General features: G+C 67.2%; 25 protein-coding genes. 13 read left to right on the forward strand and 12 right to left on the reverse strand.

What is annotated here, in order from left to right; all coding sequences use genetic code 11:
- Positions 1–59 precede the first annotated feature (59 nt).
- Entirely contained in the window at positions 60–671 is a 612-nt protein-coding gene (locus ACWPM1_RS02210) for a DUF4126 domain-containing protein (RefSeq protein WP_455693210.1), read from the forward strand.
- Here the strand turns inward: ACWPM1_RS02210 and ACWPM1_RS02215 are convergent.
- Complete coding sequence (locus ACWPM1_RS02215) at positions 668–1912, reverse strand: polyhydroxyalkanoate depolymerase (RefSeq protein WP_455693211.1); 1245 nt, start codon at positions 1910–1912, stop codon at positions 668–670. The genes ACWPM1_RS02210 and ACWPM1_RS02215 overlap by 4 nt on opposite strands.
- Positions 1913–2056: 144 nt before the next feature.
- Between ACWPM1_RS02215 and ACWPM1_RS02220 the strand changes: the two genes are divergently transcribed.
- The 5 genes from ACWPM1_RS02220 (at position 2057) to ACWPM1_RS02240 (ending at position 7698) form a co-directional block, all read left to right on the forward strand.
- Positions 2057–3862: an ABC transporter transmembrane domain-containing protein gene (locus tag ACWPM1_RS02220; RefSeq protein ID WP_455695107.1), complete on the forward strand. Its 1806-nt coding sequence runs from the start codon at positions 2057–2059 to the stop codon at positions 3860–3862.
- A 119-nt stretch (positions 3863–3981) separates the two neighbouring features.
- Complete coding sequence (locus tag ACWPM1_RS02225; protein WP_455693212.1) at positions 3982–6114, forward strand: M13 family metallopeptidase; 2133 nt, start codon at positions 3982–3984, stop codon at positions 6112–6114.
- 77 nt (positions 6115–6191) lie between these two features.
- Positions 6192–7001: an undecaprenyl-diphosphate phosphatase gene (locus tag ACWPM1_RS02230; RefSeq protein WP_455693213.1), complete on the forward strand. Its 810-nt coding sequence runs from the start codon at positions 6192–6194 to the stop codon at positions 6999–7001.
- 89 nt (positions 7002–7090) lie between these two features.
- On the forward strand, positions 7091–7345 hold the full coding sequence (locus tag ACWPM1_RS02235; RefSeq protein ID WP_455693214.1) for a GlsB/YeaQ/YmgE family stress response membrane protein: 255 nt from the start codon (positions 7091–7093) through the stop codon (positions 7343–7345).
- A gap of 77 nt (positions 7346–7422) precedes the next feature.
- Positions 7423–7698: a hypothetical protein gene (locus tag ACWPM1_RS02240; RefSeq protein WP_455693215.1), complete on the forward strand. Its 276-nt coding sequence runs from the start codon at positions 7423–7425 to the stop codon at positions 7696–7698.
- Between the two features lie 54 nt (positions 7699–7752).
- Here ACWPM1_RS02240 and phhA read toward each other — a convergent pair whose 3' ends face one another.
- From phhA to ACWPM1_RS02270, 6 genes are all read right to left on the reverse strand, one after another.
- Positions 7753–8691 (reverse strand): phenylalanine 4-monooxygenase, encoded by a 939-nt coding sequence (gene phhA / locus ACWPM1_RS02245; RefSeq protein WP_455693216.1) that lies wholly within the window; start codon positions 8689–8691, stop codon positions 7753–7755.
- Between the two features lie 50 nt (positions 8692–8741).
- The gene (locus ACWPM1_RS02250) at positions 8742–9956 is read right to left on the reverse strand and encodes an acetyl-CoA C-acetyltransferase (RefSeq protein WP_455693217.1); all 1215 of its coding nucleotides are present in this window, start codon (positions 9954–9956) and stop codon (positions 8742–8744) included.
- On the reverse strand, positions 9953–11197 hold the full coding sequence (locus tag ACWPM1_RS02255) for a CoA transferase (protein WP_455693218.1): 1245 nt from the start codon (positions 11195–11197) through the stop codon (positions 9953–9955). The genes ACWPM1_RS02250 and ACWPM1_RS02255 overlap by 4 nt, the downstream gene beginning before the upstream one ends.
- Positions 11197–12357 (reverse strand): acyl-CoA dehydrogenase family protein, encoded by a 1161-nt coding sequence (locus ACWPM1_RS02260; RefSeq protein ID WP_455695108.1) that lies wholly within the window; start codon positions 12355–12357, stop codon positions 11197–11199. The genes ACWPM1_RS02255 and ACWPM1_RS02260 overlap by 1 nt, the downstream gene beginning before the upstream one ends.
- A 5-nt stretch (positions 12358–12362) precedes the next feature.
- Positions 12363–12563: a hypothetical protein gene (locus ACWPM1_RS02265; RefSeq protein WP_455693219.1), complete on the reverse strand. Its 201-nt coding sequence runs from the start codon at positions 12561–12563 to the stop codon at positions 12363–12365.
- A gap of 82 nt (positions 12564–12645) precedes the next feature.
- A complete protein-coding gene (locus ACWPM1_RS02270) occupies positions 12646–12957 on the reverse strand; it encodes a hypothetical protein (RefSeq protein ID WP_455693220.1) in 312 nt (103 codons plus the stop codon).
- A 137-nt stretch (positions 12958–13094) separates the two neighbouring features.
- Between ACWPM1_RS02270 and recQ the strand changes: the two genes are divergently transcribed.
- Positions 13095–14882 carry a DNA helicase RecQ gene (recQ, locus tag ACWPM1_RS02275; RefSeq protein WP_455693221.1) on the forward strand — a complete coding sequence of 596 codons (1788 nt, stop codon included), beginning with the start codon at positions 13095–13097 and terminating at the stop codon, positions 14880–14882.
- Between the two features lies 1 nt (position 14883).
- Here the strand turns inward: recQ and ACWPM1_RS02280 are convergent, their stop codons facing one another.
- Together ACWPM1_RS02280 and ACWPM1_RS02285 are read right to left on the reverse strand one after the other, a co-directional pair.
- Positions 14884–15891 (reverse strand): TerC family protein, encoded by a 1008-nt coding sequence (locus ACWPM1_RS02280; protein WP_455693222.1) that lies wholly within the window; start codon positions 15889–15891, stop codon positions 14884–14886.
- Between the two features lie 74 nt (positions 15892–15965).
- Positions 15966–16142 (reverse strand): DUF465 domain-containing protein, encoded by a 177-nt coding sequence (locus ACWPM1_RS02285; protein ID WP_455693223.1) that lies wholly within the window; start codon positions 16140–16142, stop codon positions 15966–15968.
- A gap of 275 nt (positions 16143–16417) precedes the next feature.
- On the opposite strand from ACWPM1_RS02285, the gene ACWPM1_RS02290 reads away from it, so the two are divergent.
- The 6 genes from ACWPM1_RS02290 to asd all read left to right on the forward strand — a co-directional run bounded on the left by ACWPM1_RS02290 (position 16418) and on the right by asd (position 20900).
- Positions 16418–17350 carry an SPFH domain-containing protein gene (locus ACWPM1_RS02290; protein WP_455693224.1) on the forward strand — a complete coding sequence of 311 codons (933 nt, stop codon included), beginning with the start codon at positions 16418–16420 and terminating at the stop codon, positions 17348–17350.
- Positions 17351–17362: 12 nt separating this feature from the next.
- Positions 17363–17563, forward strand: a complete 201-nt coding sequence (locus ACWPM1_RS02295) for a toxin-antitoxin system HicB family antitoxin (protein ID WP_455693225.1) — start codon at positions 17363–17365, stop codon at positions 17561–17563.
- A 94-nt stretch (positions 17564–17657) separates the two neighbouring features.
- Positions 17658–18704 (forward strand): alpha/beta hydrolase, encoded by a 1047-nt coding sequence (locus ACWPM1_RS02300; RefSeq protein WP_455693226.1) that lies wholly within the window; start codon positions 17658–17660, stop codon positions 18702–18704.
- A 34-nt stretch (positions 18705–18738) separates the two neighbouring features.
- A complete protein-coding gene (locus tag ACWPM1_RS02305; protein WP_455693227.1) occupies positions 18739–19716 on the forward strand; it encodes a right-handed parallel beta-helix repeat-containing protein in 978 nt (325 codons plus the stop codon).
- A gap of 49 nt (positions 19717–19765) precedes the next feature.
- On the forward strand, positions 19766–20029 hold the full coding sequence (locus tag ACWPM1_RS02310; RefSeq protein ID WP_455693228.1) for a DksA/TraR family C4-type zinc finger protein: 264 nt from the start codon (positions 19766–19768) through the stop codon (positions 20027–20029).
- 31 nt (positions 20030–20060) lie between these two features.
- The gene (asd, locus tag ACWPM1_RS02315) at positions 20061–20900 is read left to right on the forward strand and encodes an archaetidylserine decarboxylase (protein WP_455693229.1); all 840 of its coding nucleotides are present in this window, start codon (positions 20061–20063) and stop codon (positions 20898–20900) included.
- Here the strand turns inward: asd and ACWPM1_RS02320 are convergent.
- From ACWPM1_RS02320 to ACWPM1_RS02330, 3 genes are read right to left on the reverse strand one after another with little or no spacing between them, the layout of a single operon-like run.
- Entirely contained in the window at positions 20897–21391 is a 495-nt protein-coding gene (locus ACWPM1_RS02320) for a GNAT family N-acetyltransferase (RefSeq protein ID WP_455693230.1), read from the reverse strand. The two genes, asd and ACWPM1_RS02320, sit on opposite strands and share 4 nt — an antisense overlap.
- Entirely contained in the window at positions 21388–22413 is a 1026-nt protein-coding gene (gene ribA / locus ACWPM1_RS02325) for a GTP cyclohydrolase II (protein ID WP_455693231.1), read from the reverse strand. The genes ACWPM1_RS02320 and ribA overlap by 4 nt, the downstream gene beginning before the upstream one ends.
- Positions 22414–22448: 35 nt before the next feature.
- Entirely contained in the window at positions 22449–23240 is a 792-nt protein-coding gene (locus ACWPM1_RS02330; RefSeq protein WP_455693232.1) for an exodeoxyribonuclease III, read from the reverse strand.
- Between the last annotated feature and the right edge of the window lie 96 nt (positions 23241–23336).

Raw genomic sequence — 23336 nt, forward strand, 5'->3', positions numbered from 1 at the left:
GTTCGCGCGCTAGCTCCCGCGCCGTGCGGTTGCTTTCCCGCGACGAAAGGATGCGCGGCATGGGCATCATCGAAATACTCGGCATTGCGGGCAGCGTGAGCCTGCTGGCCGGATGGCGGCTTTACCTCACGATCTTCGCCACCGGGCTCGCCATGCGGCTGGGTGCGTTGCCGCTTCCCGAGCATCTCGCCGCGCTCGACGCGCTTGCCGATCCGTGGGTCATGGGTATCGCCGCGATCGCCGCGCTCGCCGAGTTCTTCGCCGACAAGGTCGCGTGGCTCGATAGCGCGTGGGACGCGGTGCACACGTTCGTGCGGCCGGTGGGCGGCGCGTTGCTGGCGTTGGCGGTGGTCGATCCGGGCGACCCGGCGACGCAGGTGGTCGCCTTCATCCTCGGCGGCGGCGCGGCGCTGGCGGCGCACGGCGGCAAAGCCGGCGCGCGGGCGGTCGTCAACGCCAGCCCCGAACCGTTCAGCAACATCGTGGTTTCGACCACCGAGGATATCGCAACCGCCGGATTGCTGTGGGCGGCTTACGAGTATCCCTATGCGGCGGCAGGTATCGCCCTGTTCCTGCTCGCACTTACCGTCGGCCTGCTGGTAGTGGCGCGGCGGGCGATCAGGAAGCTCTTCGGCCGGCGGAAGTCACCTTCGTCCGAGACGCTGCACTAGGCAGCGACCCTCAGGCGCCTCGCCGAGTGGCGCTCGATGAATGCTTCGACCACCGGGGCGATCTTGTCGCGCCAGCGGCTGCCGTTGAAGATGCCGTAGTGGCCCGCGCCTTCGGCGAGCAGATACTGCTTCTTGGCCTTGGCAAGCCCCGTCGCGAGATCGAGCGCAGCCATTGTCTGGCCGATGCCCGAAATGTCATCGCGCTCGCCTTCGATGGCGAGGATGGCCGTGTCGCGGATATCGCCCAGGTCGACGGGCTTACCGCGATGGACGAAAGTGCCATTGGGCAGCGAGTGCTTCTGGAACACTTCCTCCACCGTCTGGAGGTAAAACTCAGCGGTCATGTCGCACACCGAGCGGTATTCGTCGTAGAAATCCTTGGTCGCCTGCGCGCTTTCGTCGTCGCCGACGGTGAGATGCTTGAACATCTCGTAATGGCTCATCAGGTGGTTGCCGAGGTTCATGCTCATGAACCCGGCGAGCTGCAGGAAGCCGGGGTAGACCCGCCGTCCTGCGCCCGGGTACTGCATCGGCACGGTTGCGATCACGTTGTGGCGGAACCACGCGATCGGCCGCTCCATCGCGAGGTCGTTGACCGTCGTGGGCGAGCAGCGCGTGTCGATCGGGCCGCCCATCATGGTCAGCGTGGCGGGGCGAGCCGGATGGCGCGCGGCGCCCATCACCGCGGTCGCGGCGAGCGCGGGAACCGAAGGCTGGCAGACCGCCACCACATGCGTGCCCGGACCGATGAACTCGAGGAAATCGATGAGGTAGTCGATATAGTCGTCGAGGTCGAAGCGGCCCTCGCTCGCCGGCACCTGCCGCGCGTCCGCCCAGTCGGTGATGTAGACCTCGCTGCTTTCGACCATCCGCTCGACGGTGCCGCGCAGCAGGGTGGCGAAGTGCCCGCTCATCGGCGCGACGATGAGCACCTTGGGGGCGTCGCCGGCGAGACCGTCGTGGCTGAAGCGGCGCAAGTCACCGAACGGCCTGCGGCGCACCACGGCTTCGGTCACCGCGTACGAGCGGCGCCCGAGCTTGACCCCATCGATGCCGAAACCGGGCTTGCCGCGGACCTGCGTGGCGTGAGCGAAGACCTCCAGAGCGCTCGATGCTAGCGGGGCCAGCCCGAGGTACGCCATGGGATAACGGGGGTTGGAAAGCATCTCGGCGCTGACCGTGGCCCAGGCACTGACGCCGGCCAGCCAGGCCCGCTGCAACTCGTACGCATTGTAAAGCAACCGTATTCCCCTGCTTCGGCACCTCTCGGGGCGCTTGCTGCAAAGCATCGTGCCCGCATTCGTTTCATTGTGCAACGCACAAGAGAGAAGTCGGGTCCGGTGCTGGTGGATTTAGCCGAGCGGGCGTCCTATGAGGCCGCGGCGATGGACGAGAGAACCGAAGAAGCCCCCGGCGAGTCCGCCCCTCCGGCAAAGGCGCGCAGCATTCGCCCACTGGTGATGATCTGGCGACAGGCGCTGAATTACCCTGGCCGGGTGGCGCTTGCCCTCGTTGCGCTGACGATCACCGCCGCGGCAACGCTGGCGATTCCTTCGGGCTTCAAGCTTATCATCGACCGCGGGTTCGCCGCCGGCGGCGATCCGGCCGACATAGCCCGCTGGTTCCGTTACCTCGCGATCATCGTGGTGGTGCTCGCGCTCGGCACCGCGATGCGATTTTATTTCGTAAGCTGGCTCGGCGAGCGGGTGGTCGCCGACATTCGCCAGAAAGTGCAGGACAATCTCCTGCGGCTGGCGCCCGGTTTTTATGAAGAGAACAGCCCCAAGGAAATCTCCAGCCGGATGACCAGCGACACGACGCTGATCGAGCAGGTCGTCGGCACCACGGTCTCCGTGGCCTTGCGCAATCTGTTGATGGCGATCGGCGGCACGGCATATCTGTTCTATCTCGTTCCGCAGTTGACACTGTGGATGGTGCTGGCGATCCCGGCGGTGGTCATCCCGATCGCTATCTTTGGCCGTCGCCTGCGCAACGTCTCCCGTACCAGCCAGGACCGAGTGGCCGACATCGGGGCCATGGTGACCGAGGTGCTGGGCGCGATGAAGATCGTGCAGGCCTTCAACCAGGAGAAACGGGAGCAGGACCGCTTCCGCGACGCTGTCGAGCAGAGCTTCGCCACTGCGCACCGGCGGATCGTCATCCGCGCGAGCATGACGGCCCTGATCATCGCGATCGTGTTCGGGGCAATCGTGCTCCTGATGTGGCGGGGCGCCGTGGGCGTCGCCAGCGGCGAGATTTCCGGCGGCACGATCGCGGCGCTGGTGATCACGGCCGGACTGGTCGCGGGCTCGTTCGGCGCGCTGACCGAAGTTTATGGCGACCTGCTGCGCGGCGCGGGTGCGGCGAGCCGCCTTGCCGAACTGCTGCACGAGGAACCGGCGATCGCCCCGCCGGCCCGGCCCGAGGCGCTGCCCCTTCCGCCGCGCGGTTCGCTGAGCTTCCGCAACGTCAGCTTCCGCTATCCCACCCGGCCCGAGAGCCCGGCCCTTCGCGACTTTACCCTCGAGGTACAGCCGGGCGAGACGGTCGCCATCGTCGGCCCGTCGGGGGCAGGCAAGAGTACGATCTTCCAACTGGTCGAACGGTTCTACGACCCGCAGGGCGGAACCATCCGGATAGACGGCGTCCCCCTGACCCGCGCCGACCCGGCCGAGATCCGCCGGCGCATCGCCTTCGTCCCCCAAGAGGGCGTCCTGTTCAGCGCAAACGCGCGCGACAACTTGCGCTACGGCAACTGGGAAGCGACCGACGAGCAGATCTGGGCGGCCGCCCGGGCCGCCAATGCGGAGCGATTTCTCACCCAGCTGCCGCAGGGCCTCGATACTTTCCTCGGCGAAAACGGCACCCAGCTGTCGGGCGGCCAACGCCAGCGCGTGGCGATCGCAAGGGCGATCCTGCGCGAGGCGCCGATCCTGCTGCTGGACGAAGCGACCAGCGCGCTCGACGCCGAAAGCGAGCGGCTCGTACAGGACGCGCTCGAACGGCTGATGCAGGATCGCACCACGCTCGTCATTGCCCACCGGCTTGCGACCGTGCGCGCGGCGGACCGTATCGTGGTGATGGACGAGGGCCGTATCGTCGAGCAGGGCAGCCACGGCGTGCTCGCCACGGGCAGCGGGCTCTATGCGCGGTTGGCAGCGCTGCAATTCGGCGCGACTGAAGCGGCCTGACCCGCACGGGCGTTCGACCAACGACGCACTGCGCCCTGCGAGCGCGATTGCATTCAGCGTCCCGTCATTGGCATGATGCTCTGGCTCACTGCATCACGTGCATTTTCCGGGGGACCACCATGATCCGCATGCTCGTCGCGCTGGCCGCGACTGCCTCGCTTCTGCCGCTTGCCACTTCCGCCACTGCGCAACCCGCTCCCGCGGCCGCGGCCGAGCAGGCCGAATATCCTGTTCCGACCTACGGCGGCTGGGGTTTCAATCCCGCCGATCTCGACCGCTCGGTCAAACCGGGTGACGACTTCTTCGCTTTCGTCAACGGCAAGTGGATGGCGGCGGAAGAAGTCCCCGCCGCCTATCCTTACAGTGGGGTGGCGCTGGCGTTGCGGCTCGATGCCGAGCGCAACGTCCGCAAGATCGTCGAGGAGATGGCGGCCGGAACGCATCCGGAGGGCAGCCTCGAGTGGCGCATCGGCCAAGCTTACAGGACCTATCTCGATACCGCCGCGATCGAGGCGGCCGGTCTCGCTCCGGCCAGGCCGTATCTCGACCGCATTGCTGCCGTGAAATCGCGCGAGGACCTCGCGCGGCTGTTCGGCACGCAGGGTTACCCGGCTCCGCTCGGCGCGTTCGTATCGATCGACCGGCTTAACCCGGATGCGAATGCCCTCTACACCGGTGTCGGCGGGCTAGGCCTGCCCGACCGCGATTACTACCTTGTCGACAACGACAAGAACACCGCGATCCGCACGAAGTATAAAGAATACCTGGCGTTTCTGCTCGGCAAGGCAGGTTACGCCGACCCGGCGGCGACCGCGGAGCGGGTCTACAACCTCGAAAAGCAGTTCGCGGAAATCGCCTGGGATCGCGCCTTGTCGCGCAACCCGGACCTCACCACGAACCGCATAAGCCTTGCCGAGTTCAAGGCCATGGCGGGCGGGTTCCCGATCGAACCGATGTTGCAGGGCCTCAAGCTCGATAGCATCCCGACCCTCTACGTCGCGCAATTGCCGCCGACGCAGGATGAAGTCGCCAAGATCGGCCTCACACCCGACCAGCTCAAGAAGCTCGGCGGCGGAATGCCCGCGATGCTGGCGCTCCTCAACACCGCCCCGCTCGAGGACATCAAGGCGTGGAGCGCCGCCCGTTTCCTCAACAACGCCGCAGCCGTGCTGCCCAAGGAAATCGACGACGCGAACTTCGAATTCTACGGCCGCACCCTGACCGGCCGCACCCAGCAGCGCGAGCGCTGGCAGCGCGGGCTCGATTTCGTGCAAGGCGCGATGGGCGAGGCCATCGGCAAGCTCTATGTCGAGCGGCACTTCCCGCCCGCCAGCAAGGGCATGATGGAAGAGCTGGTCGGCAACCTGCGGCTGGCGCTCGCGGCCAATCTCAAGGACCTCGCCTGGATGACGCCGGCGACCCGCGTCGCCGCGCAGAAGAAGCTCGATGGTTTCGGGGTTAAGATCGGCTACCCCGAGAAATTCGAGACCTACGAAGGGCTCACGATCGTCGCGGGCAAGCCGCTCGACACCGCGATCAAGGTCGGTGAGTGGGGCTGGAACGACCAGCTTCGCGAGCTTGCCGAACCGGTCGACAAGACCAAGTGGCTGATGACGCCGCAAACGGTCAACGCCTACTACATGCCCCCCGCGAACGAGATCGTTTTCCCCGCGGCCTACCTGCAGCCGCCTTATTTCAATCCCAACGCCGATGCGGCGGTGAACTACGGCGCCGTGGGCGCAACGATCGGCCACGAAATCGGCCACGGATTCGACGATTCTGGTTCGAAGTACGGGCCGACTGGCGCGCTCGAGAACTGGTGGACCGACGAGGATCGCAAGACCTTCGACGCTCTCGGCGCCAAGCTGGCCGCGCAGTACGAACAGCAATGTCCGTACGATGACGGCAAGACCTGCCACAATGGCAAGCTGACGCTGGGCGAAAACATCGGCGATCTCGGCGGCCTGTCGATGGCCTATCAAGCCTACAAGCTGTCGCTGAAGGGCAAGCCCGCGCCGGTGATCGACGGGCTCACCGGCGATCAGCGGTTCTTCCTATCGTACGCCCAGGCATGGCGTTGGAAGTATCGCGAGGCGTTCGGCCGTCAATTGCTGCAGACTGACCCCCACTCGCTCGCCGAGGCGCGGGTCAATGCGGTGGTGCGCAACTTCGACCCTTGGTACGCCGCATTCGACGTCCAGCCGTCCAACAAGCTCTACCTGGCGCCCGCGGACCGCGTTCGTATCTGGTAAGGTTTGCTTCGAAACAGTGGCAAAGGCGCGGGGCGGTCGCTTGACTTGCCCCGCGCTTGCTCCATGAGCCCGCGCCCATGGGCCTGATCCTTACCGCCATTCTGCTCGGCATGCTCGAGGGGCTGACCGAGTTCCTGCCGGTCTCGTCGACGGGTCACCTGATCCTTGCCCAGGCGATCTTCGGTTACGATCCGGAGGAATGGTCGCAGTTCAACATCGTGATCCAATTGGGCGCGATCACCGCGGTGCTGGTGACTTACCGGAAGCTGTTCTGGTTCGCTGGGGTTGGGCTGCTGCGAGGCAAGGGCGAGTCGGTGCGCTTCGTGCGTAATATCCTCGCCGGTTTTCTGCCGGCGGCGGTCATCGGCCTTCTCGCCAAGGACGCGATCGACGTGATGCTGGGCAGCCCGACGGTCGTGGCCAGCGCGCTGCTTATCGGCGGGATCGCCATGCTGGTGCTCGAGCGGACCATTCCTCCGAGCGAGGACACCGGCGTGACCGAGATGCCCATGCGCACCGCGGTGCTGATCGGTTTCGCCCAGTGCCTGGCGATGATCCCCGGCACCAGCCGGTCGGGCGCGACGATCCTCGGTGCGCTGGCGCTCGGCGTCGGCCGCAAGACCGCCGCGGAGTTCTCCTTCTTCCTCGCGGTCCCGACGATGCTCGGTGCGGCGACCGTCAAGATCCTGGATGATCCGGCGCTGCTTGCCGGGCAGGCCGAGATCGGGTGGGGCGAGATCGCCGCCGGTTACTTGTCGGCCTTCGTGGTCGCCATGGTCGTGATCCGCGCGTTCGTCGCCTACGTCTCGCGCCGGGGCTTCGCGCCTTTCGCGTGGTACCGGATAGTGGTCGGCGGCGCCGCGCTCGCCTGGCTCACGCTGGCCTGAGGGCCCCGCTTCGTCGCTTTTCGCGGAACGATAACCTGGGTTATCGCTTCGTTGGCAGAAGACACTCTTATTTTCGCGGATTTTCCAAGGTGGGTTTTATCGTGCTGTTCGCTGTGGGCGGGGTCCTGGCTTGGCTGGCCTCGATTCTGACACGCGGAGACGATGGCCGCACAATCGCGCAGTATCTCGGCGCGGGAATCGTGGGCGCGCAAGTGGCCGGCGTGCTCGCCAGCCAAGAATCCCTGATGGTCGGGCTCTCGGCCTGGACATTGCTCGCCGGCATGGCGGGTTCCGTTGTGGCCCTAGCCGTGCTCACTTTTGCGCGTCAGCGAATGGCTCGATAGCGCTGCCACATTTTTGACTTACAACCGGGAGGCGGGCTTGTTATGCAGGCCTCCCATCCAAAAAGGGGAAGAGTGAAATGAAGAAGCTCATTGCCATTTCGTCGGCACTTGCCCTCGGTCTCGCTGTCGCTGCTTGTGACGGTCCTGCCGAGAATGCTGCCGAAGACGCAGGCGAAGCCAATGCCGAAGCCGTGAACGAGCAGGCCGAAGCCATGGAAGACGCCGGCACGATGACCGACGAGCAGGCCGACGCTGTGACCGACACCGCCGAGGACAAGGCCGACGCCATGGAAGACGCCGGCGAAGCCGCCGACGAGGGCGACGCTGCTGCTCCGGCTCCCGCCGCGACCTGATCGCGTCGTTTATTCGAACAAGAGACGGCCCCGGAGCGATCCGGGGCCGTTTTCTTATGCGGGCCGCGCCCCGCTGCCGCGCCCGCCGCGCAGCAGGTACTCTTGCGTACCCATGTGCACCACGTTGTCGAGGTCGATCACCGCGCTGTTGGCGTAGGTGAAGCCCGCGTGGAGGCTGCGGTAGAGCCGGTCGAAATCGCGCTCGACCGTCTGGCGGTAGAGATCCTCGAAGCTTTCGATCACGAAGTAGGTCGGCTGCAGATCATCGATCACGTAGTCGGTGCGCATCACTCGGTCGACATTGAGCATGATCCGGTTGGGGCTCTTCGCCTCGGTCGCGTAGACGATCTCGGTCGGTCCGGAGAGGATGCCGGCACCGTAGGCCTTGATCCCGCCGGCTTCCTCGATCAGCCCGAATTCGACCGTATACCAGTAGAGCGCGCCCAAGGCCTTCAGCCGGTTGTAGCGCATCGCTTTCCACCCGGCGCGGCCGTACTCCTGCATATAGTCGGCATAGACCGGGTCGGTCAGCATCGGCACGTGCCCGAACACGTCATGGAAAACGTCGGGTTCCTGGATGTAGTCGAACGTCTCGCGGGTGCGGATGAAGTTGCCCGCGGGGAAGCGGCGGTTGGCGAGGTGCCAGAAGAACACGTGATCGGGGATCAGCATCGGCACCGGCACCACCGACCAACCCGTCAGCGCGGAGAGGTCTTCCGATAGCTTGCCGAACTCGGGCACCCCCCCGCGGTTGAGATTGAGCTTTTGCAGTCCCGCCATGAACGCCGAGGCGGCGCGGCCCGGCAATACGTCCATCTGACGCGCGAACAGGTCGTTCCAGATCGCGTCGTCTTCGCTCGAATATTGCGCCTGTGCCGGCTCCAGCCAGTCCTCACCGACATGATCGGGCTTTTTGAGCGGCGCGGTGAACACGTCGCTCGGTAGGTCGAGCAGCGTTGTAAAGTCGGTTTCGGGCTGGGCGAGGCTGGCCATCGTTTCGGGTGAAACTTCTAGCACCCCCGCTTGGCTCCCGCAAATCGCAGTCAGCCGGCGCGCTCAAATACCGCCGCGATGCCCTGCCCGCCGCCAATGCACATCGTCTCCAGCCCGTAGCGGCTGCCCCGCCGGTGCATCTCGTGCGCCATGTCGGCCAAGATGCGGCCGCCGGTGGCGCCGATCGGGTGGCCGAGGCTGATGCCCGAGCCGTTGACGTTGAGGATGTCGCGGCGGCTATCGTTGTCCGACCAGCCCCAGCCCTTGAGCACCGCGAGCACTTGCGGGGCGAAGGCTTCGTTGAGTTCGACCAGGTCGATCCGGTCCCAGCTCATGCCGGTGCGGGCGAACAGCCGCTCAACCGCGGGGACCGGGCCAATGCCCATCCGGCTGGGGTCGCAGCCCGCGGCGGCATAACCGTTGAACCACAGCATGGGTTCGAGACCCAGCTCGTCGAGCTTGTCCTCGGCGACCACCAGGCAGGCGGCGGCGGCGTCGTTCTGTTGGCTGGCGTTGCCGGCGGTGACCACCCCGCCTTCGAGCGCGCGCAGCTTGCCGAGCGATTCCATGTTGGCGTCGGCGCGGAAGCCTTCGTCGCGGTCGAACACGAGAGCATCGCCCTTCCTCTGCGGGACCGGCACGGGAACGAGCTGCGCGTCGAACTTGCCGTCCTCCCACGCCTTGGCGGCGTTCTGATGGCTCCGCACCGCGAAGGCGTCCGCTTCTTCGCGTGTGATGCCGTAATCCTTGGCCAGGTTCTCCGCGGTCTCGATCATCCCGCTGATGACCCCGAAGCGCTCGACCGGCTGGCTCAGCAGGCGTCCGCGCGTAAGGCGGTCCCACAGCTCGACGTTGCCCGCCTTGACCCCGCCGCGCAGCGCGGTGGTGTAGTGCTCCACGTTCGACATGCTCTCGCACCCGCCCGCCACCACCACGTCCGCGTGGCCGCTCTCGATCATCATCGCCGCGTTGACCACCGCTTGCAGGCCCGACCCGCAGCGGCGGTCGAGCTGGTAGCCTGGCACCTCGAGCGGAAGCCCGGCGGCGAGCCACGACCAGTGCCCGATCGCCGGCGCTTCGGCATTGCCGTAGCCCTGGCTGAAGACGACGTCGTCGACCCGCTCGGGATCGATCCCGCTGCGTTCGACCAATGCTTTCAGGATCACTGCGCCGAGCGCACCCGCATTGAGCGGAGCGAGCGTGCCCTGGAAGCGACCGACGGGGGTTCGCAACGGGCTGACGATGGCGGCGCGGCGTTTGCTCATGCTGTTTTCCTGAGGTTGTCCTTGTCGCTGGGCGCGACCACCCCTCGATCGATAAGATCGCCGATCGCTCCCGTCGACAAACCGAGCCTTTCGGCCAGTACTTCCTCGCTATGCTGACCGAGGTACGGCGCCGCCGCGGGATCGGCCGCTGGCTTTCCCCCGAGATGCGCGAAGCTGCGCGGCGCGGGATAGGCGAAGCCGCTGGGGTTAGGGGGCGAGGGGCCGAACAGCGGGTTGTCCGCGACCAACACAGGATCGTTCGCCGCCTCGTACATCGTGCGGTAGCGTTCGAAGGTGGCCCCGGCCTTCGTCAGCCGCTCTGCGAGGTCGTCGTAATCAAGCTGGGCGGCGGCTTCTTGCACGATGGCGAACAGCGCTTCGCGGTGAACGAAGCGGTTGTGATCCGACCAGGCGAATTGAACACCGGTCTCGGCCTCGAGCTTGGCGATAGGCTGATCGATCTCAAGCGCGGCGACCATCGCATTCCATTGGTTGGGGGTCAGCACGGCGACCATGAACCGCTTGCCGTCGCGGCTGACGAAGTCGCGCCCGAGCGCCCCCCAGATGGCGTTGCCGAGCCGCGGGCGATCGGCGCCGCGATAGAGCATCTCGGCCATCGCGCCGGAGTTGGCCACCGTCCCCATTGCGACGTCGCCCAGCGGCACGCGAACCTCGCTGCCCTCCCCGGTCGCGGCGCGGTGGTGGAGCGCGGCCATCAGCGCGAAGGCGCAGTAAGCGCCGCAGATGAAATCCCACGCGGGGAGCACCTGGTTGATCGGCGGTGCGGTCGCCGGGTCCCACTCCTCCGGTCCGGTCATTAGGGGGTAGCCGCTGGCGGCGTTGACGGTGAAGTCCATCGCTTGGCGCCCGTCGTGCCAGCCCATGATGCGGACCGAAACCATGTCGGGCCGGCCTTCGCTCACCGCCGCGTGGCTGAGAAAGCTTTTTTCCGGCAAGTTGGTGATGAGTTGTCCGGTCTTGCGAGCGAGGTCGACGCACAGTTCGCGGCCCTCGGCGCTCCTCAAATCGAGCGCGACCGACTTCTTGGCGCGGTTGAGGTTCTCCCACGCCAGGCTGCGGCCTTCGCTGGTCTGCATGTAACGGTCGTAATCAAGTCCGCCGCCGATCTGGTCGACGCGGATGACCTCCGCCCCCATTTGCGCGCAGTATAGTCCGGCCGTCGGCGAGGCGACGAAGCTGGAAACCTCGACGATCGAGATGTCGCCGAGCAGATCGTACATCAGGCCTGCGCCTGGAAATCGCGCAGCATATGCTTGGCGATCTGCAGCTGGAGGATCTGCGTGGTACCCTCGTAGATGCGGTAGATGCGCGCATCGCGGAAGAAACGTTCGGCATCGTATTCGGCCAAGTAGCCGGCGCCGCCGTAGATCTGCACCACCCGATCGACCACCCGGCCACACATCTCGCTGGCGAAGACCTTGAACGCGGCGGCCTTGCGCAAGATGTTCTCCCCGCGGTCGGCCCGTGCCGTCACGTCGCTCATCATACAGTCGGCGGCGTAGATCTCGGTTTCGCTCTCGGCGAGCATCTGCTGGATCAGCTGGAAGTTGGCGATCGGCTCGCCGAACGCCTTGCGCTCGGTGGCGTAACGCAGGGCGGAATCGAGGGCGCGCCGGGCGTAACCGGTGGCCGCCGCGCCGACCGAGATGCGCCCGTTGTCGAGGCTCTTCATCGCGAACACGAAGCCTTTGCCAGTCTCGCCGCCGAGCAGCGCCTCGCCCGGGACGTGGACATCTTCCAGGATCACGTCGGCGATGTGGCTGCCCGACTGGCCCATCTTGTGGTCGGGACTGCCGACGGTGACGCCGGGGGTGTCCATCGGCACGATGAAGGCGGAAACGTGCGCGTTCTTGGGCAGCGCTTCCTTTTCGGTGCGCGCCATGATCAGCCCGACCGCGGCGTGCGGCGCGTTGGTGATGTATCGCTTGGTGCCGTTGAGAATCCACCCGTTGCCGCTAGGATCGGGCCGGGCGGTGGTCGCCATCGCCGCGCTGTCGGAGCCGGAGCCCGGCTCGGTCAGGCCAAAGCAGGCGATCTCGCCGGCGGCGATGCGCGGCCACCATTCAGCCTTCTGCGCCTCAGTGCCGCCGTTCTTGATCGCCGAGTTGAACATGCCAACGTTGATCGAGAAGATCGAGCGGTAGGCGGGCGCGGCGTAGGCCATCGTCTTCACGACCCGCGCGTATTGCGAAGTGCTGAGCCCCGCGCCGCCGTAGTCCTCGGGCACGGTCAGCCCGAACAACCCCATGTCTCGCATTTCCTGCACAATGGCATCGGGGATGCGGTCCGCCTCGATCACCTCGCGCTCGGCAGGGATCAGCCGTTCGCGCACGTAACGTTCGAGCTGGTCGATGAACTGCTCGAACAGTTCGGGGTCCATACCGCTCATTGTGTTTCGCCCTTCCCGGTGGTGGCGACCTCGGGTCGCCCAGCGGCGGGCGACGCTGGGCGTCGCTCCTCCAGCATCTCCGCCGCTTCTGCGAGCGCTTTCGCCTCCCCGGCGGTCGGCTCGCCTCGCGCGGGCCCCGCATCTCCTTGTCCGCAAGCGGCGAGCAGGGCGAGCAGGGGCAGAGCGAGACAGCGCATACCTCGCCATACCTCACCTGCGAAAAAGAAAAAGCGGGCGAATCGCAGCCGCGATCCGCCCGCCTTTCATCTGGAGCCAAGCTTACTGGGGTGCGTCGGTCGCTTCTTCCGCGGCCGCTGCGGCAGCCTGCGCTCGGGCGGCGACGTCGGCGGCACTTTCGCCCGCCTGCTCTGCGGTCGCTTCGACCGCTGCATCGGCGTCGACATCGGCCGCCGCGTCGGCGGTGGCGTTGGCGGCCGGATCGGCGGCGGGCTCGGCGGTCACCCCGGCCATCGCCTCGTCGGCGGGCATCTCGACGGTGTCGGCTTCCGCGGCGGTCGAGGCGTCGTCGGTGTCGCCGCAGGCGGCGAGCGCGACGAGCGCGAGAACGGGGGCGAGGGCAAACTTCTTCATCACGTCTCTCCTTGCGCGCCGGGGGAGGGTTGGCGCGGGCAGGACCGCTTTACCTTCGCCACAATCGCGCCGCAATCGGCGAACTGTCCACAAGCGCCGATTTCCCTCGCCTCGCGGGCTATGCAAAGGCGGCGCGCATGGCGACGGTCGCAGCCCCCCTCGATCTGGACAGCGCCAGCGCGCGCCTGCGCGAGGTGTTCGGCTTCGACGACTTCCGCGGCGTCCAGCCGCAGGTGATCAAGCGCGTGCTGTCTCGCCGCTCGACCCTCGCCGTCATGCCGACCGGGGCGGGAAAGTCGCTCACTTACCAACTGCCGGCGACGATGATGCTTGGAACCTGCGTGGTGGTCAGCCCGCTGATCGCGCTGATGCACGACCAGCTGCGCGCCGCGCGGGCCAACGGCATCGCCGCCGCCACGCTGACGAGTGCCGACGCCGACTGGCGCGAGACGATCGACGCCTTTCGCGCCGGCCAGCTCGACCTGCTCTACGTCGCCCCCGAACGGGCCAGCCAGCCGGGCTTTCGCGACTTGCTCTCGAGCGCGCCGGTCGCGCTGTTCGCGATCGACGAGGCGCACTGCGTCTCCGAATGGGGCCACGACTTCCGCCCGGACTACCGCCAGCTCCGCCCGCTGATGGACGCCTTCCCGCAGGTGCCGCGGCTGGCGCTGACAGCCACCGCCGATGCGCACACGCGGGCCGACATTCTCGTCCAGCTTGGCATTCCCGAGGAAGGCGCAATCGTCGCCGGGTTCGACCGGCCGAACATAAGGTACGCGATCCGTCACCGCGACAACTCGGTCCGCCAGATCGCCGCGCTGATGGCCGAGCAGCCCGGTCCCGGGATCGTCTACGCCTCGACACGCGCCAAGGTCGAGAAGCTCGCTGAGCAGCTTGGCGCGGCGAGCGGGCGGCCGGTGCTGCCCTATCACGCGGGGCTCGACCCCGCGGTGCGACAGAGCAACCAGGCCGCCTTCGTCGAGAGCGAGGACATGGTGATCGTCGCCACGATCGCCTTCGGGATGGGCATCGACAAGCCCGACGTCCGCTTCGTCGCCCACGCCGGCGTGCCCAAATCGATCGAGGCATACTATCAGGAGACCGGCCGGGCCGGGCGCGACGGGGACCCGGCGCAGGCGGTCATGCTGTGGGGCGCAGGGGATTTCGCCACCGCGCGCCAGCGGCTGTCTGAAGTGCCGGAGGAGCGCCGCGCGGGTGAACGCGCGCGGCTCGATGCGCTCGCGGGACTGGTCGAGACCCCCGGCTGCCGCCGCGCGGTGCTGCTGCGGCATTTCGGCGAGGACCCGCCCGAAGCCTGCGGCAACTGCGACAACTGCCTCGATGCGCCCGGCGTGACCGACGTTACCGAGCTCGCGCAGAAGCTGCTCTCGGCCGCCTATCGCACCGGGCAGAGCTTCGGTTTCGGGCACTTGCAGAAAGTCCTTACCGGCGTGGCCGACGAACGCGTCAGCCAGCGCGGACACGACTCCCTGAGCGTATTCGGCATCGTCGGCGGGGACGACGCGCGGCTGCTCCAGCCGCTCGCCCGGGCGCTGCAGGCGCGCGGCGCGCTGAGCGCGACCGAGCACGGCGGGCTGCAACTGGGGGGCGAAGCCAAGGCGATCCTCAAGGGCGAGGCGCGGGTCGAGATCGTCGTCCCGCCCGAACGTGTCCGCAGCCGCCGGCGCGGCGGCGGCGAGGTGAACCCCGTCGGCGACCCGTTGTTCGAGGCCCTGCGCGAGGAACGTCGGGCGATCGCGCGCGAGGCGGGCCTGCCGCCATACGTGATCTTCCACGACGCCACCTTGCGCGAGATGGCGGCGCTGCGCCCGCAAACCTTGCGCGAACTGGGCGAGATATCGGGCGTGGGGGCGAGGAAGCTCGAAGCCTACGGCCCGCGCTTCCTCGCCGTCCTCACCGCCTGAGTCAGCCGCCCGGGGTGGCGGGCAACTGCGGCGCGGCATCCTCGCCGTGGCGGGTCTTCCACAGCGAGTAGAAGATCCCGCCCGCGATCAACGCCGCGGTCACCCCGAGGCTGAGCACCGGCGGGAACTTGTCCCCACCCATCACGAAGTCGGCGACGAAGATCTTCGAGCCGATGAACACCAGCACCGCCGCCAGCGCATACTTGAGGTAGTAGAACCGGTGCACCATCGCCGCGAGCGCGAAGTAGAGCGCGCGCAGGCCGAGGATCGCCATGATGTTGCTGGTGTAGACGATGAAGGTGTCGGTGGTGATTGCGAAGATCGCCGGCACGCTGTCGACCGCGAACACCAGGTCCGCGAGGTTGATCACCACCAGCGCGAGGAACAGCGGGGTCGCCGCCCGCACCAGCTTGCCGGTCTTCTCGTCGGGCACCTTCACGAAGAAGTGCTGCGCGTGAAGTTCGGGCGTCACCCGCATATGGCTCGAAATCCAGCGCACTACCGGATTGCGCGAGATGTCGGGCGCATGATCGCCCGCGAAGAACATCTTCACGCCGGTCACGATCAGGAACGCGGCGAAGATGTAGAGCACCCAGTAGGCCTGGCTGACCAGCGCCGCCCCGCCCGCGATCATCAACCCGCGCAGCACGATCACCGCCAGGATGCCCCACAAGAGCGCGCGATACTGGTACTTCGCGGGGATCGCGAAGTAGGTGAAGATCAGGCTGATCACGAAAACGTTGTCGATCGACAGCGCCTTCTCGATGAAGAAGCCGGTGTAGTACTGCATGCCGAGCGCAGCCCCGCGCTCCACCCAGATCCACGCGCCGAACGCGATCGCGACCGCGATATAGAAGGCGCTGAGCTTGAGGCTCTCGCCGATGCCCATCTCGCGGTCCTCCTTGTGGAGGATGCCGAGGTCGAACGCGGTCAGCGTCGCGACAAGCGCCGCAAAAGCGAGCCAAAACCAGACCGGCGTTCCGAGCCAGTCGACAGTCAGAAATTCCATGCTGTGTCTCCGCCGTCAGGGGATGCGCGCAACAAAAGGGGGAGCGCCGAGCGGGCGCTCCCCAAGGCGGAGGATCAGTGGCTGAGGCTGCGCTGGCGTAGCAGGCGCGCCATGCGGTCCTTGATCGCGAGCTTGAGCTTCTTCAGCCGCAGCACTTCGAAGGGATCGCGATGGCGCCGCGCACCGGCGGAGCGGATGAGCGCGTCGAGCTTCTGGTGGCGCTCCATGAGGTGGAACAGGCGGTCGGACATATTGAACTCCCTAATCGAACGAGTTGGGTTCGATCGGATGCGCCGACGCCGGCCTGAGGCTTTGAGGGGGAGGGATACCCCGGGACCCGGCATCGGCAACATCCGATGCGGTCCGACATCACGTGGCACCGTGCCTTGCAGGCGATGGGTGCCGCGCCAGAGGGGCCCGGTCCGCATCGTGCATATCGGTGATCCGGCGGGGCGATTCAAGTGGGCTTGCCAAATATCAAGATGTGATACAAGTATGATATCACTTTGATAGGGAGTGATTCGCGATGTCGGTCGAGTTGAATGGGATGAACACCAGCCGCGAACGGCCCGCGAGCACGTTCAATGGCTACGTCATGCTGGCCATCTTCGTCGCACTGCTCGCACTGATCGCGTGGCGCACGATCGATCTGGCCGGGGAGCTTCAGCCGGATGTGCTCGCCGGCCTGCCCGACGCAAGCCCGGTGGGCTTCGTAATCGCCACGGTTCTTCGAATTCTGCTCCTCGTTCTGATCGTCGCCGGGTTCTACATGATCCAGCCCAACCAGGCGGTCGTCGTTACGCTCTTCGGCGCCTACAAAGGAACCGACCGAACCGAAGGGCTGCGGTGGGTCTGGCCGTGGATGGGCAAGAAGAAGCTCTCGGCCCGCGCGCACAACGTCCATTCGGACCGGGTCAAGATCAACGACCTCAAGGGCAACCCGATCGACATCGCCTGCAACGTCGTGTGGCGCGTGGCCGATACTGCGCAGGCGGCGTTCGACGTCGAGGATTTCAAGGAATTCGTCAGCATCCAGATCGAGGCCGGCCTGCGCACCGTCGGCGCTCGCCATCCTTACGACGATCTTGAAGAAGAGGAGGTCACGCTCCGCGGCAGCCCCGACGTGGTCAACGGTGAGCTGCGCACCGAGCTCAACGAGCGGCTCAACGTTGCCGGGATCGTGGTCGACGAGGCGGGCCTGACCCACCTCGCCTATGCCGCCGAGATCGCCGGGGCGATGCTCCGCCGCCAGCAGGCCGAAGCGGTCATCGCCGCGCGCGCCAAGCTGGTGATGGGCGCGGTCAGCATGGTCGAGATGGCCTTGAACAAACTGTCGAACGACGGGATCATCGACCTCGATCACGAGCGCAAGGCGACGATGGTCTCCAACCTGATGGTCGTGCTGTGCGGCGAACGCGAAGCGCAGCCGGTGGTCAACGCCGGGACGCTCTACCAGTAAGGCCGGCTTGCCGTGGCGGGTTCGCAGAAAAAGGCCTTCGCCCTCCGTCTCGACCCGGCTGTCCACGCCGCGGTCGAGCGGCTGGCTTCGGCCGAACTGAGGAGCGCCAACGCGCAGATCGAGATGCTCCTGCGCGAGGCGCTCAAGGAGCGCGGGGTTGCGGTGGGGGCGAACCCGCCGTCGCGGCTGGGCCGGCCACCCGCCGACGACTGATCGACAGATTTCCCATGGTGCGGCCACTGGAGCGGTTGAATCGCAACCTGTGTTATGAGAGCATCCCCCCATCGACGGACCGGGGGGTCTATCCATGTTCCACTTGTGGCGCGCGGCGATGGCCGCGGCGCTCTGCCTAGTTGCCGTGCCGGCCGGTGCCGAGGAGCTGACGATCGCGGGCCCGCAAGGGCCGCTCGCCGGGACGCTGATCCAGCCCGCCCCTTACGCCGCCACCGTAGTCATCGTCCCCGGCTCGGGCCCGACCGACCGCGACGGCAACAACCCGCTCGGGGTCACCGGCGCGCCCTATCGCCTGCTGGCCGAGGCCTTGCACGAGCGCGGATTCGGCTCGCTTCGCTTCGACAAGCGTGGGATGTTCGGCAGCAACGATGCGATCCCCGATGCCAATGCCGTGACCATCGAGGACTACGCGGGCGATGTCGCCGCGTGGGCGGCCGCCGCGAAGAACGCCACGGGCAGCCCTTGCATCTGGCTGCTCGGCCACAGCGAAGGCGGGCTGGTCGCTTTGGCGGCCGCGGGACAAGCCAAGGATTTGTGCGGGGTGATCCTGGTGGCCGCTCCGGGGCGGCCGAAGGGGCAGATGCTCCGCGAGCAGCTCAGCGCCAATCCCGCCAACGCGCCGTTCCTGACGCAGGCCTTCAAGGCGCTCGACAAGCTCGAGAAGGGCAAGCGCGTGTCCACCGCCAAGCTCGCGCCGCCCTTGCAGCAGTTGTTCGCCGAGCCCGTGCAGGGCTATCTCATCGACCTGCTGGCGCGCGATCCGGCGCCGCTTGCCGCCGCGCTGCCAGTGCCGCTGATGATCGTTTCGGGCGGCAAGGATTTGCAGGTGGGTGCGGCCGAGGGCGCCGCCCTGAGCGCGGCTCAGCCGGCTGCGCGCCACGCGGTGGTGCTGCAGATGAATCATGTGCTGAAGGACGTGGAGGGCGATGGTCCGGCGGCGAACTTGGCCGCTTATGGCGATCCCTCGCTGCCGATATCCGCCAAGCTGGTGAGCGTGCTGACCGAGTTCATGCTCGAGAAGGGGCCCCAGGTCAGCGGCTCGCTCGATCCCAAGCGCGGGAAGGAAGGGAGCGCGCGGCGCGCCGCTCTCCGCCTCGGCAGCCGCTCCGCCAAGTCTTAGCGGCCCGTTAACCATTCTTTCCTAACCCGGCCTGATGGAAAGCCGCGCCCGCATCCGCCGCCCGTCGCTCGGCCTTGTTTGCGCCCTGGCCACGCTGGCCGTGGCCGCAATCCCCGTCGCCGCCCTGATGGCGCAGGGCGCCCCGGCGCCTTTCACCCTGCTCGAAAGCGGGCGGGGATTCGCATCCCTGCAGCAGGCCGTCGACGCGATCGGCTCTGGCCGGGGAACGATCTCGATCGCGCCCGGAACCTACCGCCAGTGCGCGGTGCAGGAAGCTGGCGAAGTCACCTACTCCGCCGCCGAGCCGGGCACCGCGGTGTTCGAAGGCAAGGCGTGCGAAGGCAAGGCGGCGTTCGTGCTGCGCGGCCGCAACGCGCGCATTGCCGGCGTGGTCTTTCGCGGGCTGGCGGTCCCCGACCGCAACGGCGCGGGCATCCGCCTCGAGCAGGGCGATCTCACCGTGGCGCAGACCTGGTTCGCCGACAGCGAGCAGGGCATCCTCACCGCCGACGATCCCGACGGCACGATCGTGATCGACAAGAGCACCTTCACCGGCCTCGGCACTTGCGAGGGCGAGGGCGGCTGCGCCCACTCGATCTACATCGGCGACTACGGCCGCCTGCGGGTGACCCGCAGCCGTTTCGAGCGCGGCACCGGCGGGCATTACGTCAAGGCGCGCGCCGGGCTCGTCGAGCTCGCCGGCAACAGCTTCGACGATTCCGCCGGGCGCGCGACCAACTACATGATCGACCTGCCCGCCGGCGCGGCCGGGCTGATCACCGGCAACTGGTTCGTCCAGGGGCGCGACAAGGAGAATTACTCGGCGTTCATCGCGGTCGGGGCAGAGGATGTGCTCCATAGTTCCGATGGCCTCAAGATCGCCGACAACGACGCCCGCTTTGCCCCCGGCGTGCGCCGCTCGAGCACGTTCGTCGCCGATTGGACCGGCGCGCGGCTGGCGCTGGGGCCGAACACGCTCGGCACCGGGCTGAAGCTCTTCGAGAAGCGCTAGCGCGGAACCTGCGGCTGCCTCGATCGGTTGATGGACGAGGAGCAAGGCGATGGCTGGCGGTTGGACCCGCGATGGCGCGGTCCAGGATCAGATCGACGATACCGTAAAGGACGCGGTCGCGGCCGCCCGCGCGCGCACGCCTCAAGGCGAGAGCGCCGAATTCTGTGACGATTGCGGCGAGCCCATCCCCCCGCGCCGGCGCGAGGCGCTCCCCGGCGTCCGCACCTGCGTCGGCTGCCAGAGCGAGCGGGACGGGGCGGTGCGGCATTCGGCGATCAACCGGCGCGGCAGCAAGGACAGCCAGCTGCGTTGACGAACGCCGCGGCCCCGCCCATCGCCACGCCATGAGCCGAGCTTTCATCCGCGCCCAGCACCTCGCGCCGCAGCATGCGTTGTCCAAACTCGCCGGCAAAGTGGCCGATACCACTGTTCCATGGCTGAAAAGTCGCCTGATCGAGCGCTTCATTGACACCTATAATGTCGACATGAGCGAGGCGGCCGAGCCCGCCGGCGCCTATCCGAGCTTCAACGCCTTCTTCACCCGCGCCCTGAAACCGGGCGCCCGGCCGCTTGCCGATGCCGCGAAATTCGTGCTCAGCCCGGCCGACGGCGCAGTGAGCCAGGTCGGGCCGATCGCCGGCGGCCGCATCGTCCAGGCCAAGGCGCGCGACTATTCCGTAGCGGAATTGCTCGTCAGCGACCCCGAGGATGCGGCGCGCTTCGAAGGCGGCCGCTTCGTCACGATCTACCTCTCCCCACGCGACTACCACCGCGTGCACATGCCTGCCTCGGGGACTTTGCGGCAAACCCGATACGTGCCGGGCGACCTGTTCTCGGTGAACGCCGCCACTGCCGGCGGCGTCGAGCGCCTCTTCGCCCGCAACGAACGCCTCGCCTGCCTCTTCGACACCCCCCTCGGCCGGATGGCGAGCGTGATGGTCGGCGCGATGATCGTCGCGGGGGTCGAGACGGTGTGGGGCGGCCGCGTCGCTCCCCACGGGCCCGAGGTGATCGAGGAGCGGTTCGCTGAGGGCCCGGCGTTCGCTGCCGGCGACGAGATGGGCCGCTTCTACCTCGGCTCGACGGTGGTCCTGCTGTTCGAGCCCGCCCGGGTCGAGTGGCTTCCCGAGCTGGTCCCAGGGAGCATCGTGCGGATGGGCCAGGCGATCGGGAAGCGGCTCTAGCCGAAGGCCGGTGCGTAACGGACCACACCGCTCGGGGCGGGACCGGTGATCACCAGTCGCTGGAAGAATTCGGCCGGTGGGCCCGGATACGTCAGTCCCGGATCGTGCTCGAAGCCGAACCGGCGATAGTAGTCGGGGCTACCCAGCAGGACGACTCCTCGGGCGCCTTTTCCCGCAAGCGCCCGCAGGCCGTGTCGGATCAATTGCCCGCCGCTTTGGCGCCCCTGAAACTCGGGCAGCACGCTCACCGGGCCGAGCCCGTACCAGTCGCTTGTGCCGTCGGAAATCGTCACCCGCGAGAAGGCGATGTGACCAACGATCGCCCCTGCTTGCTGCGCGACGAGCGACAGCGTGAGATCCCCATCGCGCCGCAAGCGGTCGATCAAGTCGGGCTCGCTGCCATCGCTATATGGCTGGGTGCGGAAGGCCGCTTCGGTGACGGCATGTATCGCCGTCTCGTCGCTCGGGCGCTCCGGACGGATCGAGATCACGGCAGGAGGTGACCCGCCCGATCTCGCTTGGTGGCGAGATAGCGGGCGTTATGCGGATTGTCGGGCAGCTGGTGCGGGACACGCTGGGCGACCGGCACCCCCGCCTCCTCGAGCGCGGCGACTTTTGCCGGGTTGTTGGTCATCAGCCGGACGCGCCGGGCGCCGAGAAATTCGAGCATGCGGGCCGCGACCGGGAAGTCGCGCGCTTCATCGGGAAGGCCGAGGCGGCGATTGGCATCGATCGTGTCGAAGCCCTCGTCCTGCAGGCGATAGGCCCGCAGCTTGTTGACGAGGCCGATGCCGCGCCCCTCCTGCCGCAGGTAAAGCACCACGCCCCAGCCGCCGCGCCTCGCTTCCTCGGCGGCGGCGTGGAGCGCGGCATCGAGTTGCGGTCCGCAATCGCATTTGAGGCTGCCCAGGACGTCACCGGTCAGGCATTCCGAATGCAGCCGGACGAGCGGGGCGGCGTCACTCCGAGGATTCCCGAACACCAGCGCCACATGCTCGCGCAGATCGTCGACACTCCGAAAGGCGACGATCTCGCACTCCTCGCCGGCCGAGACCGGTAGATGCGCGCGGGCGGCGATGGTCAAACGCGTGGAATCTGCGAAGGCAGCGAGGTCGCTCGACTGGAACGGCTGCGCTTCACCGGCATCAGTCGGGTCCACGAGAAAGGCGGGCAGGATCCCCGCGATGCGCGCGAGCTCGAGCGCCGCCGCCCCCCCTGCTGCCCAATCGAGCGGTTCGGCCTTGAACGGCCCCTTGAGCGGATTGGCAAGGTCGAGTGCGGGGTCGGCGAGCGCCCGCGCGGCGGCAAGATCGAACCGTTCCGCCCCGCGAACCAGAACCGGCGCGTTGGGCACGGCCGCCTCGCGCTGGTTGGCCAGCTTGAGGGTTTCCGCGCGCGCCGCTCCGATCAGCATGCGGTCTGCCCGCGCCGTGCTGGCGATCGCGGTTTCGGCGGGGAGCAAGCAATGCCCGTCTGCCAGAATGATCGGCCAACCGTGGCGGAGGGCGTCCACCGCCTGCGCCGCGCGGCGCGAGGGCGACGGCTCGGTCAGAGGTCGAACTCCGTCACCAGCGGCACATGGTCGCTCGGGCTTTCCCAGCGCCGGGTTTCCTCCACGAAGCGATGGCTCTTGGCATGCTTCGCCAGATCGGGGCTCGCCCACATGTGATCCAGCCGCCGGCCCTGGTCCTGCTGCCGCCAGAAGCTGCGATAGGACCACCAGGTGTAGTTTCGCTCGGGAGCGGGAATGAAGGAGCGACCGAGGTCGGCCCAGCCGTGAGCATCCATCAGCCGCCCGAGCGCCTCGACTTCAATCGGGGTATGGCTGACGACCTTGAGAAGCGCCTTGTGGTCGTAGACGTCGCACTCGAGCGGTGCGACGTTGAAATCGCCCACCAGCAGTGTCGGCCGGTCCAGCGCGTCCGCCCAGCGGGCCATGCGCTCGAGGAAGTCGAGCTTCTGGCCGAACTTGCGGTTGACTTCGCGGTCGGGGACATCGCCGCCCGCGGGGATGTACACGTTTTCGATCACCATGCCGGCGCCCGGGCCGGTCAGCTCGACGCCGACATGCCGCGCCTCGCCATTGTCCTGCCAGTCGTGCCGACCAAGTTCGCGAAAGGGAACACGGCTCACGGTCGCTACCCCATGATAACCCTTCTGACCGTGGATGGCTTGGTGGACATAGCCAAATTCGGACAGGCGGGAGGCGGGGAACTGATGCTCCTGGCACTTGATCTCCTGCAGGCACAGTACATCGGGCGACTGCTCGGAAAGCAGCCGCAGGACCTGGTCAATGCGAAGGCGGACCGAATTGATGTTCCAGGTGGCGACGGAAACCATACGCGGCGGATAGCAGGGCGCCCGCTCGCCGCAACCGTCACGAAAAAACCCTCGCGCCGGGGGCATTGGCGCGAGGGTTCGTTCTGAGCGTTCGTC

It is taken from the genome of Tsuneonella sp. HG249, assembly GCF_053819205.1.

Excerpts from the sequence above, each read along its gene's own strand:
- ACWPM1_RS02210 (WP_455693210.1), top strand. The coding sequence starts at position 60 with ATGGGCATCATCGAAATACTCGGCATTGCGGGCAGCGTGAGCCTGCTG.
- ACWPM1_RS02220 (WP_455695107.1), top strand. The coding sequence starts at position 2,057 with ATGGACGAGAGAACCGAAGAAGCCCCCGGCGAGTCCGCCCCTCCGGCA.
- ACWPM1_RS02225 (WP_455693212.1), top strand. The coding sequence starts at position 3,982 with ATGATCCGCATGCTCGTCGCGCTGGCCGCGACTGCCTCGCTTCTGCCG.
- ACWPM1_RS02230 (WP_455693213.1), top strand. The coding sequence starts at position 6,192 with ATGGGCCTGATCCTTACCGCCATTCTGCTCGGCATGCTCGAGGGGCTG.
- ACWPM1_RS02240 (WP_455693215.1), top strand. The coding sequence starts at position 7,423 with ATGAAGAAGCTCATTGCCATTTCGTCGGCACTTGCCCTCGGTCTCGCT.
- phhA (WP_455693216.1), bottom strand. The coding sequence starts at position 8,691 with ATGGCCAGCCTCGCCCAGCCCGAAACCGACTTTACAACGCTGCTCGAC.
- ACWPM1_RS02250 (WP_455693217.1), bottom strand. The coding sequence starts at position 9,956 with ATGAGCAAACGCCGCGCCGCCATCGTCAGCCCGTTGCGAACCCCCGTC.
- ACWPM1_RS02255 (WP_455693218.1), bottom strand. The coding sequence starts at position 11,197 with ATGTACGATCTGCTCGGCGACATCTCGATCGTCGAGGTTTCCAGCTTC.
- ACWPM1_RS02260 (WP_455695108.1), bottom strand. The coding sequence starts at position 12,357 with ATGGACCCCGAACTGTTCGAGCAGTTCATCGACCAGCTCGAACGTTAC.
- ACWPM1_RS02265 (WP_455693219.1), bottom strand. The coding sequence starts at position 12,563 with ATGCGCTGTCTCGCTCTGCCCCTGCTCGCCCTGCTCGCCGCTTGCGGA.
- ACWPM1_RS02270 (WP_455693220.1), bottom strand. The coding sequence starts at position 12,957 with ATGAAGAAGTTTGCCCTCGCCCCCGTTCTCGCGCTCGTCGCGCTCGCC.
- recQ (WP_455693221.1), top strand. The coding sequence starts at position 13,095 with ATGGCGACGGTCGCAGCCCCCCTCGATCTGGACAGCGCCAGCGCGCGC.
- ACWPM1_RS02280 (WP_455693222.1), bottom strand. The coding sequence starts at position 15,891 with ATGGAATTTCTGACTGTCGACTGGCTCGGAACGCCGGTCTGGTTTTGG.
- ACWPM1_RS02285 (WP_455693223.1), bottom strand. The coding sequence starts at position 16,142 with ATGTCCGACCGCCTGTTCCACCTCATGGAGCGCCACCAGAAGCTCGAC.
- ACWPM1_RS02290 (WP_455693224.1), top strand. The coding sequence starts at position 16,418 with ATGTCGGTCGAGTTGAATGGGATGAACACCAGCCGCGAACGGCCCGCG.
- ACWPM1_RS02300 (WP_455693226.1), top strand. The coding sequence starts at position 17,658 with ATGTTCCACTTGTGGCGCGCGGCGATGGCCGCGGCGCTCTGCCTAGTT.
- ACWPM1_RS02305 (WP_455693227.1), top strand. The coding sequence starts at position 18,739 with ATGGAAAGCCGCGCCCGCATCCGCCGCCCGTCGCTCGGCCTTGTTTGC.
- ACWPM1_RS02310 (WP_455693228.1), top strand. The coding sequence starts at position 19,766 with ATGGCTGGCGGTTGGACCCGCGATGGCGCGGTCCAGGATCAGATCGAC.
- asd (WP_455693229.1), top strand. The coding sequence starts at position 20,061 with ATGAGCCGAGCTTTCATCCGCGCCCAGCACCTCGCGCCGCAGCATGCG.
- ACWPM1_RS02330 (WP_455693232.1), bottom strand. The coding sequence starts at position 23,240 with ATGGTTTCCGTCGCCACCTGGAACATCAATTCGGTCCGCCTTCGCATT.